Annotated in this window: 6 protein-coding genes; all 6 read right to left on the reverse strand. The window is 42.3% G+C overall.

What is annotated here, in order from left to right; all coding sequences use genetic code 11:
• Nucleotides 1-121: 121 nt before the first annotated feature.
• Nucleotides 122-1,663 carry a flippase gene (locus EO93_RS09955; protein WP_048162367.1) on the reverse strand — a complete coding sequence of 514 codons (1,542 nt, stop codon included), beginning with the start codon at nucleotides 1,661-1,663 and terminating at the stop codon, nucleotides 122-124.
• 15 nt (nucleotides 1,664-1,678) lie between these two features.
• A complete protein-coding gene (locus EO93_RS09960; RefSeq protein ID WP_048136386.1) occupies nucleotides 1,679-2,062 on the reverse strand; it encodes a hypothetical protein in 384 nt (127 codons plus the stop codon).
• Nucleotides 2,063-3,428: 1,366 nt separating this feature from the next.
• Nucleotides 3,429-5,420: a PGF-pre-PGF domain-containing protein gene (locus tag EO93_RS09965; RefSeq protein ID WP_052735430.1), complete on the reverse strand. Its 1,992-nt coding sequence runs from the start codon at nucleotides 5,418-5,420 to the stop codon at nucleotides 3,429-3,431.
• Between the two features lie 558 nt (nucleotides 5,421-5,978).
• On the reverse strand, nucleotides 5,979-6,125 hold the full coding sequence (locus EO93_RS18175) for a DUF1328 domain-containing protein (protein WP_342764201.1): 147 nt from the start codon (nucleotides 6,123-6,125) through the stop codon (nucleotides 5,979-5,981).
• A 382-nt stretch (nucleotides 6,126-6,507) separates the two neighbouring features.
• A complete protein-coding gene (locus tag EO93_RS09975) occupies nucleotides 6,508-7,188 on the reverse strand; it encodes a zinc ribbon domain-containing protein (protein WP_048162372.1) in 681 nt (226 codons plus the stop codon).
• A gap of 4 nt (nucleotides 7,189-7,192) precedes the next feature.
• Nucleotides 7,193-7,522: a zinc ribbon domain-containing protein gene (locus EO93_RS16890; protein WP_082106089.1), complete on the reverse strand. Its 330-nt coding sequence runs from the start codon at nucleotides 7,520-7,522 to the stop codon at nucleotides 7,193-7,195.
• Nucleotides 7,523-7,686: the final 164 nt, after the last annotated feature.

The raw sequence follows: 7,686 nt of genomic DNA on the forward strand, positions 1-7,686 counted from the left end.
TTGAACGGTGTTGGCGAGACAAACATTATTTGCTCTAGGGCGGTATAGCATAGGTGCAATCCCTTAGATGCCTGCCAATTCATTGGCGGGAGCCGTCACGTTATGGTTATCCTTTAAAGTTTTAATATCCGAGAGTTTTGAGTGCTTGCGGGAGAAGTGTACTGATATTCTGCATGATTGTTTTTTTGATACCGTTTACCATATCCATTTCTTTATCATCGAGCACCTTTGCAGACCGGATAGCCACGAAATACACAATCATAAAGGCCGCATATTCCCAGCTTGCCCCGGACAACGGGAGCATTTCCCGGGCTGCGAGCATGCCCACAACCAGAATGGCACCTATAAGGGTCAACCTTCTGTACATCGGAGTAAACGGATGCATGTGCTGTGACCTCCAGGCTCTCAGGGTCATTAAGACCTCTATGGATGCAAAGGATACAGAAGATGCTACTGCTGCACCTATCATACCATACTGTGGTATGAGTACGAAGTTAAGTACTGCATTGGTTCCTGCACTTGCAACCGAGCACTTCATCAGAAAGTCAGAGTCTCCGGATGCCATTATTGTGTGGTAGTTGAATCCAAAGTACGAGTTTGTTACGAATCCCAGGGCAAGGATGCGCAGAACCGTGGCACCGCCTGCATAGTCTGCTCCGTAGATTTTCGTCAGGATAAAATCCGGATATACGAACATCAATGCAAAGACCGGGAAGGTAAGCAGGAAGCACCACTTCGTCATTATCGCGTAAATCGAGCCAAGTGGCTCAGTCCGCTTTTCTCCCCACAGCTTTGAGGTTACAGGGGTATACACGAACCCCATGGAACCGATTATCATGGACAGGAACCCGACAAGAGGATATACTGCACTATAAACTCCAACGACTTCGGCGGACTTGAAATAACCAAGCATTATGGTGTCTGTCCAGGTCATGAGGTTAAGCAGGGTCGCGCTTATTAAAAGCGGGAATGAGTACCTGATCAGCTTTTTTGTGGGCTCACTGAATTTAAGTTTCCATTCCGGTTTGATTGGGGGTCTTTTTATAAAGTAAACTGACATTATGCCAAATGTAAAGACCATTGAAAGCAGGTCTGCAAATACAACTCCTTTCAGGGACACCCCGAAAAACACGGCAGCTGAAGCAAATCCCAGCAGGGATATCGGCCTTATGATGTTGTAGAAGTACATGTTGACACTTGTACGGCCAAATCCTCTGTAGATCGCCACTGACAGGTTCAGGAGTATGGTGAACGGGATAGCAAAGATCATTATCCTGACAACGGATAAGATTTTACCCTGGATATCAAATCCTTCTCCAGCCAGGCGTTCAAACAATAGAGGTGAGACCAGCATGGCAAGCATACCGGCAACAAGGCCCATTAGTACAGCCGAGAGAATCAATTCATGAATCTTATATTCCTCATGCCTGCCTCTGAAGTATGCAATATACCTTGGTACCCCTTCGTGGAGTCCGAGAGTTGCTACGGCGCCTGTTATTGATATTACTGTAAGTGCAAGGGAATAGGTGCCGAAATCGGCTGGCGAGAGATATGATGTGAGCACTCCTTTAATTACGATATCAAGCAGCATTCCAATAAGTGTTCCTGCCAGGATCACACCGGAACCTGCCACTATCCGGTTGACCGATTCGTTAACTGACATGAGAATCCCCGTTCCTTAATTTCCGGATTCCGGGGCTTCCGGACAAGAACAGAATTCTGTTGCCCTGCCAGTTACGATTGAATAACTCTCGGTCAGCTGGTTAAAGTTTAAGCGGCTTCTTTCTGCAGGCTGCAGGAAATTAAAGCCTGATTCTTTAACTTTGAATAGTTTGCCAGATAGGGTGCTGGTATTTGATGGAACAAAATAAGTACCGGGTTGGATAGAAAATTTCATATTAGGGTTCAGGGTTTCAAAGTTTGCTGTTTCAAATTCCTTAAAACAGCTGTAAATCTTAAGTGCGTTGTTGGATCTATCTTTTTGCTTGATTCCTTGTCCGATTGCTCCGGGATGAGCTTTCAAGACAAAGTCTAATTGGGGTTTCTCTTTAACAATCGACATGGTTCTTTTACGACCTTCTGGGTTGGATTGAAGTTAGGTCTTCGATTGTATCCGGGGTTGGAGTCCAGGTAGGGTATGGTAGAATCCGGGGCTGGGTTTCCCGCTGGATTCTATATCGGATTGAGTGTCTGAGAACTCGGTTGGGTAGAGTGTCTGAGAACTCGGTGGTGGCTGGACTTCCTGGCAGTACCCGATGAATTGTGGGTTGGATTTTCCCGGGCAGTGCTCCCTGGGTTGGGTTGGATCCTGGTAGGGTCCCGATTGTGTTCGAATCGGGATTGGATTCGAAGCTGGATTGGATTCGAAGCTGGATTGTGTTCGAATCGGGATTGGATTCGAATCGGGATCGGATTAGAAGCTGGATTCTGGCAGGACCCTGTCAGGTTCTCTACCGAATACTGAATATGGTCTACCGTGGTTTGTTTCTTTTTTCCGGCAGGCATGGGTGTAGCCCACCGGCACCTCAAACGGACTGTTTATTTCTCCATATTAGATAGATTTCAGTAAACCTGTTTTTTGAAGGCTGCTGCCTTTTTCGTATAATGGCTGTTCAGGGAATTCTCGAGCCATTAACTCAATGCATCAGCAACCGGTTTAGATGCCGAATGGCTGCTGAAAGGTAGCAGGGTACGTTTTGTAAGTTTGAGATTGTTTTTCTTAAAACCGGAGAAATCTCAACTTATTAAATTTCCTTTAATATTTCCCCAAATTTTATCAGGAGTACCTGATCGACTAAATATATAAACATTTCGAGATGATTATTTGATTATCATTATCGGGTCAAACTGGCACCTGAACAAAAACTCATTTACGATGTCCTTCTCAAAAGGTCTGGCTAAAGGCTGGTTCTAAAGGTACAGGGCTGGTATTTTAAGATCTGCTCTGGAGTCATAGTCTGGTTCGATTTCCAAAAATAAGACCTAAAAACACGTATTCAAAACCCTAAAACCTGATTTGCCTTTTTCGGACATCTCTAAACTTATTCCTCATGTCGGAGATTTCGGGTTCGAAAGGGTATCTTTTCTCCTCTTTTTTGTTTACAGGCTGGATAAAATAAGGCTTCTCTCCTGAAGGAAAATTAGTGCAATAACTGCGGAGAAATGTCATAATTTATCATAATAATAATTCTTTTAATCTTAAAAGAAAATTTACCCGACAGTGTTCCCTAACCCGACTATTATAATAATGATTTTGTATCTTGACCCGGAAAATACTTTAAAATCCAGATATTATAATACATCTCCTCAAGTCTGTCTGTCTGAGACTCCCGATAAACAGACCACCTTATAGAAGAAAAAGAGCGGCAAAAAAGAATGATTTTCAGGTATTTTTCATGCCTGAAAATGTAAAAAGCTGAAGGAAAGGTTCAGCCCTTCGTCAAGGATTGTAGAGACTTAATCCATTCTCTAAGCAGGCTGGTTATTTTAGAGATCATTTCAGAGCCCTTAGTGCCTGTACTATTTCCCTGCTCAGACATCTGTTCAGCCGTCAGTCCTGTGCTTTCCGCATCCTGCAGATTAACCGAACGAGTTTCCGGCTCAGAACCTGATTCGGTTACATTTTCTGAAGCGTTATTTCCCTTGCCTGTTATTGCAAAGGAGGAGAAACCTGTTGTTTCGGCTGTAAAATACGTAAACTCATCGTCTTCTTTCAATATGGAGACTGGTAATTGTTCCCATTTTCCATCATTGAACCTGTTCAGGGCAATGAAAGAGCTATCTGTCTTGTTTTCCTGCATCCAGGCCTTTTCAACCTTAAAACAGATGATCGAATTTTCAATGTTCTTTGAGGTTGCATACCCGCTGTTTCCTACCCAGACATTAAAGGATTTATAAACGTCCCCGGAAGGTAGTTCGGAAACAAGTATGGATTTATTCTTTAATTCCTCAACAATGGTTGTGGTCTTACCTGCAGTCTTTTTAGCATCAAATTCTACATACACAATACAGGTTGCATTATTTTTAAGATCAAACTTTACTTCTTTCCCGTTTGTAATAAAGACCTGGGAGATTTCTTTAACCTCAACATTTTTTGCAGGTTCAGGGGAACCACCACCGCCACCACCGGCGCTTCTGTGGCTATGTCCTCCGCCGCTGCTTTCGCTTTCATCGGTGTCGTTATTTCCAGATCCATCATCTATGGTTTCACCGTCGACGGGCCCGTTATCTACAACTTCGTTTTCTCCAGTTCCACTGTCCCCGGTTCCACTGTCTCCGGTTCCACTGTCTCCGGAACTAGCTTCTTCCGTTTCTGTAACAGTAATTGTGGCAGTTTTTGAATCCATGCCGTTTTCATTGGTTACAGTGAGTTTGGCGGTGTAAGTCCCGGGGGTTGTGTATTCATAAACTGCGCTCTGATCGATAGAGTCAATTGCGCCGTCACTGTTAAAGTCCCATTCTCTTCCTTCAGCATTTTCCGAAAGGTCAGCAAACTGGACGGAAAGAGGGGCAGGGCCGCTTATAACACTGCTTTCAAAGTTTGCGACCGGAAGTACAGGTGTGGGTTCTTCAATGGGTTTTTCAGTACCTGATACGAGAGGGAGAGAATCTGCATAGATACTGTTTTCAAAACTATATGCAACATCAGCAATTCCGTCTCCATCTGCATCGGTTGCAGTTTCTGAAAAGCCTGATCCGTCAGGTTTTCCCCAGAAATTACCTCCTATATAGGGTCCGCCTACAATGTTTGTGCCTGCGGTTTTTGCAGTACTGTATGCATTTCCTATTCCGTTCTTTATGTCTTCATTAACATTGTTAACAAAGTAGTTATTAAAAACGAGATTGTTATCACTTCTTGGACATACATAAAGACCTGAAACACCGTTTGAGACAATGGTGTTACCTGAAAGTGTGTTGCCATCAGAAGTACCCAGGTGAATACCCCGACCGTTATTGTTGGAAGCCGTGTTGCCTGAGATGGTGCTGTCAGTAGAAGTTGCAAGCACAATCCCGTAATCTCCATTATTTGTTACAACATTGTTTGAGACGGTGCTTCCTTTAGAACTCAGAAGGTAAATTCCGTACCCATCGTTCGAAAGTTTGTTGTTTTCAATGATACCGTTATTACATCCTGAGAATTGGATCCCTGAATAGCTGGTTTTTGTGCCAGTAATTGTAAGTCCGCTAATCCTCACGTTATCTGCCTTCACGGCGAATACATGGGCGCTTGAACTCCTGGCTTTGATGATTGTGTCATCAGGATTTCCGGATTCTGACCTGACTACCAGATTGTCTGTATTGATTACAATATTTTCTGTATAAGTTCCGGGTTTTACGATAATTTCATCGCCTGAAGTTGCGTTGTTCACTGCTGTCTGTATCGAATCACCTGGCTGGACTGAAATCTCAGCTGCAGCCACGATATTCGATCCTGATATTAAGATAAGAATAATTGCCAGTAACGTTATTTGCCTGTTTATTCGGATTCCTCCGTAAATTCAGGGAAGTATGGGTGATACTTCAATTAATTTAACGGGGATCAATAATAAACAATATAAATATATTGGTAGAAATAAATATTAAATGACAGATATTTTTAAAAATCGGACAATAATTTCAAAAATTCTCAATTATTCTACTTTGAATTTACCTGAAAAACAGAACAATTTATGTGCAGGATTAATCATGAATTATTTTTTTATTTGCAGCTTATGTATCTGTTTTTTCCGCTGTTTAGATAATTAATTTATTTAAGCAGTATATATATGCTAATAATGGTTTATTTTCTTTTAATTTTTCTCAACTGGCAATTACTCCATCAAATATTTATTGTATTTAACCTTTTTCCGGAAGGTTATATCCTGATTTCTCATTTGTCTTAAACTAAAATTCTGAAAAAAGAAGAGCTAAGAGTTTAACGTTTTCTTTTGTAGAACGCCCATTTCTTACCCTGGACACTACTGCGAGATGGGATACCGTCAGAAAATTAGCGAAATTATCGCAAGTACAACAAAGATTATAACAAGCCACTTTGCGATATTCATAGATAAACCGGCAATTCCCCGTGCGCCCAAAATATATGAAATCAGTGCCAGGGCTAAAAATACTACTGCAAGTCCAATCAAATCTGGTATATTTTACTCCCCCTGTGGTTGTTTAACCAATAAATTCATATTTAGAATAGGGATATTTATAATTTGACTGCTAAATTAAATGACTCTTGAATAAATTGGGATCTATTCTCATCTAAATTCCCATTTTTAAATAGATTTGCTGCATCTCAAATCAATAATTTTAAAATACCCATGGGTTTTAATATACAAAAATTTGAGGAACTCAGCGCCTTTATATAAAGAAGCGCACCCCCCTCCGGCATTTAGCCCAGCGGTGGATTATAAGGTCACAGCCTGGTAAATTATATAAAGAGTGATTAAAAATAGAGTAAATAGAAAATGAGTCAAACTTGCATAGACTCTCTTCTACTTCTAAAAAGTTTTTAATTATATTTTAATTTAACTTTGTCCCGCATTCTCCGCAGAACCTGGTGCCAATGGATACTTTGTTGCCACAGCTCGGGCATTTTGTGAGTGCAACGGATGCTCCGCAGTTATTGCAGAATTTTCCTTCACCTGAGGGTTTGCCGCATTCCGGGCATAAAGTCTGTCTTCTCTCTATATCGCCTTTGAATACGCTTGTATTCGCGGCTTTCTCCTTCATTTCATCTACCATGCGTTCTGCTCTTATTGCAGTCAGCTCAACATTTTCCCTTGGCGCACATTCCACGCAGAGATTGTCCTGCTCGTTCCAGTCGGCTTCACATACATAGTGTTTGCATCTCGGGCACCTGCAGAAGTGTTCCTTTGCCTCATTCTGGGCTGCTTCAAAGGCATCTTCCCACTCTTTGCGCCATTCAGGAGACATTCCCTGCTTGCGGTCATTGAGTATATCCACGCCCCTTTCGATTGCATTTCCAACACCGTACTGGCCTACAAGGTCAGAGCCTGCAGAGAGTGCTCTTCCGACCATGCCAAACAGGCCTGTCTTCTTATATGTCCTGGATTCGATGAATCTTGTTTTGTATCCGTCCTGACAGATATCACAGTAGAAAGTAAACTGGAAACCTGATTCTGAACTGTTGTCTTCGTAGTTTCTTGTAAAAGGCTGGAGTTGTGATTTCTGGAATCCCACTTTATCACCTCAACGGTTTGCCACATTTGATACACTTCTTGCTTGTAGGGGGCTGTTCGGTCCTGCATTTGGGATTGGGGCAGACAATGATAATCGGAGCGCCGCAATTGCTGCATTTATCCCCCAGGAACGTCTCTTTTCCGCAGCTTTTACATGTGTTCCACAGCAAAACGCCGCAGTGGCCACAGACTTTTGCCCCATCCTCAAGAGGGTATCTGCATATCGGGCATCTCATGGGCCCGAGAGGGTTCTCCTGTGTACAGAACGGGCAGAAGTTAGAATCACGTGCGATCAATTTTCCGCAATATTTACACGGATGTTTATAACTGGCCATCTTTCTATACCCCTTTAATTTTTATTTGCCTGGAAGAGGCCCGGACAAATATACTATTAGTAATTATTTAGGGTCCTCTTAAACTCACTCTTTAACTGGAACTTATTTTCCATTTTTTCTGCCAATTAAGCCAGAGAATAGTTTCCCCAAAAAAAGTACATCTT

This window comes from Methanosarcina sp. 1.H.A.2.2, assembly GCF_000979975.1.
Taxonomy (GTDB): domain Archaea; phylum Halobacteriota; class Methanosarcinia; order Methanosarcinales; family Methanosarcinaceae; genus Methanosarcina.